The sequence below is a fragment of the Palleronia sp. genome (assembly GCF_042089775.1).
Lineage (GTDB): Bacteria > Pseudomonadota > Alphaproteobacteria > Rhodobacterales > Rhodobacteraceae > Palleronia.
Window position 1 is genome coordinate 1 of the sequence record NZ_JBELKF010000246.1, and the last position, 2,650, is coordinate 2,650.

Annotated in this window: 3 protein-coding genes; 1 reads left to right on the forward strand and 2 read right to left on the reverse strand. The window is 61.2% G+C overall.

Going from position 1 to position 2,650, the window contains the following annotated elements; all coding sequences use genetic code 11:
- Positions 1-337 precede the first annotated feature (337 nt).
- Positions 338-535 (forward strand): hypothetical protein, encoded by a 198-nt coding sequence (locus ACFDS3_RS20635; protein WP_375264198.1) that lies wholly within the window; start codon positions 338-340, stop codon positions 533-535.
- 368 nt (positions 536-903) lie between these two features.
- Here the strand turns inward: ACFDS3_RS20635 and ACFDS3_RS20640 are convergent, their stop codons facing one another.
- Complete coding sequence (locus tag ACFDS3_RS20640) at positions 904-1,650, reverse strand: DUF3618 domain-containing protein (RefSeq protein WP_375264199.1); 747 nt, start codon at positions 1,648-1,650, stop codon at positions 904-906.
- Positions 1,640-2,065: a phage holin family protein gene (locus ACFDS3_RS20645; RefSeq protein ID WP_375264200.1), complete on the reverse strand. Its 426-nt coding sequence runs from the start codon at positions 2,063-2,065 to the stop codon at positions 1,640-1,642. Before ACFDS3_RS20645 ends, ACFDS3_RS20640 begins: the two co-directional genes overlap by 11 nt.
- Between the last annotated feature and the right edge of the window lie 585 nt (positions 2,066-2,650).

The following is a 2,650-nucleotide window of genomic DNA, read 5'->3' on the forward strand; positions in this document are numbered from 1 at the left end:
CTCAGATCGACAAGGAGGAGATCGACCCCATTCTCAGCATAACAACAAAAGCCGCCTGATCATGCCCTCAGGCTCCGGGACATTACACCGGCTTGACGGATGTGACCGCCAAATCCGCAAATACACCCAAGGTGCCGCAGATTTCGACCAGAAGGGGGCGCCACCGGGCGCCATGACCGACGACGGCCTTGGCTGCGCAAAAAAGGTGGTGATTAGGAGACTTGCGGACCCGCAACCTTGCCGCGAGCGCCGGCGCCACATTTCCGCTGCACCGCGCGGGCGCCTCGCGCCTGACCTACGTGAGCAAGTTGGCCGCGAACGCTAAATCCCGAGGGAGATGATTCAGCACGTCTATAAAAAGCTGTTCGCGATGAGCCGGGATGTCGAACTCTACGATGGCGGATTCTGCACTGTGCAGTCAATGCGCGCAAAAAATGACTACGACACCTCGACGACGCTGCATCACGCCACAGGATGCGGCACTCGAGGCAATGACGGCCTTCTGACAAAGAGCTTCGTGCAGTTCCATATTTGACCAAATTTGTGATGCACCACGAAGACTCCGGCGGCAGTGATGGCAGGACAGGCGGCTCTGAGCACTACGGCAAGCAGCTGAAACAGGACTTCTGCACGAGTTCAGCCACCACCCGATCGGCGTGGCAGCGGACCTGAACGACTCCGGAGCATTCGAGATCGGTATCGCCGGGAAGCGCTACAAGGGCCCTGCCCGGCTTGGCGCGCGGTTCGCCAAAGCGAGCGCATCAGAGCCTGATCTTCCCGCTGTTCTGCAGTGGAAGTGGAAGCACAATCTCCCATCCCATAGCTCGTGCTTCAACGACAACGCCGGCCACCTTTGGGAAGGCAGCCGGCGTCCTTGCGGTTGGTCGGGCTACGGGCCGTAATTCAGAGCTTTTTGTCGTCGTCGCTCTTGTCCTCGTCGTCCCCAGGCCTCGACGGCATGACAGCCGGCGTGGACACAGGCTCCTCCCTCTCGCGGGCGGGCCCGGACGTCGAAGCAGGAGTTGAGGCCGGATTCTCTGCACGCGTGGAGACGAGCGGCTCATGAACCTGTTCGTCGGGCGGAACGGGGGCGGTACTTCCCGAGGTCGTCGGCCTTGTCTCAGGAACGTTGCTACCGCCTGTTCCTGTCGCAGTCGCCGCGCTGGAGCTGGGGTATGACGGCCCTTCGCGATCCCCTTCGGTGCCGTCGTCGGCTCCGGTCACGCGATCTGTAGCACCGAAGGGACGAGAGGGCCGGGAATCGCCATCCGGCGCGCGACGTTCCCGAGCACGCTCGATCTCGAAGAAGGACCGGTTCCGGGCGGCGGCGTGTTCGTCGTCAGGGTATCGCCCAAACGAGCGCTCATCCTCGAGACGCTCGCGCCTGTGCCGCGGCACAGAGGACGGGCCGAAGAGGAGCCACGAGACGCCGACCGCGGTGAGCGCAACGGCAAGCGGCTTTTCGGCCATCATCTTCGTGATGTCGCGGCCGTAGCTGCCTTTGTTGGTCCTCAGTTGCCGACCGAGAAAGTTCCACGCGCCTTCGAAGGAAAAGCGGTTCGAAAGATCGTCGAGCGTTCTCTCGAGATCCTGCCGCTCCCTTTCCAAGTCGCGCTCGATTTCGCGGGGCGAACGGGTGTCATCGGCCATCTGTAGTCTCCTTGATCATTTCGGCGTCGTCACGGACGTTTCTCTCGGTTCGCGTAGGGGCCAGGCTAACCCTTTCCAGGTCGCTCTTGCCTTTCACTGCCACGATCACCGCAATGGCGATCAGAGCGCCGCCGACAATCAGTGCCGACCATCCTGCGGCAAGTCCCAGCTCTGCCAGCCCGGCAGTAAGGGCCGCGGCGAGAACATTCAGCGCCACCAGAAGGATGACCACCGCCGCCGCCAGTAAAACGAGCGCCAGAAATGCCCTTTTGGCGTTTTCTTGAACCACGGCCCGGAACAGGTCCAGTTCCCCCCGGAGGAGGTTGCGACCGTTGGACAGGCTGTCATTCAACAAGCCGGTCGTGCCGGCACGCGCCGTTTCGTCTTCCGGACGTGGTTCGGGGCCGTCGGCCATGATCGCTCCTTCCAAGGGCTTACGCGTCTTCGCCCGTCGTTCCTGTTCGAACGCGCGCTTCTGTCTGCGTGTTCCGCGGCAATGAGTGCGGACGATCCGGTCTTTGCCGGTCCAGCGGGATTCCGCTCTGCGGGTACGCGACCGCTGACGGCGTCCGTTCCGCCGTCGCCGGCCCCCATTATCCACCAAAGAAAGCGAATGCTGGTCTCCAAAGATGCACAATGGCTACTCCGCGACGTGTGGAAGGCCCGGGTGGAGTCGAATGAGAACTGCTCGCCGCACATGTATGATCAGAGGGTCGTGAAATATCTTCATTTCACGTGCTGCTTGATCACTCGAGAGCCACCCCTCACGGATTCGCCAATGGCGGAAGAAAATCCAATCAAGTTCGTTGCGGCGCAGGAAGCGCAAACTGTTCGCGGCCTTCTCCGGCGTCATCGGCGCATCGAAGCGAGCTATCGGACCATACTTCGCCCTGCTTTCTTCGATAGCATCATTATGACGTCGAATGTGAACTTCGACGTCTTCCCTAGGTCATCTTGACAAATGGCGGAGCCAGAGGCGGATCGAAGTGATGTCGATGAA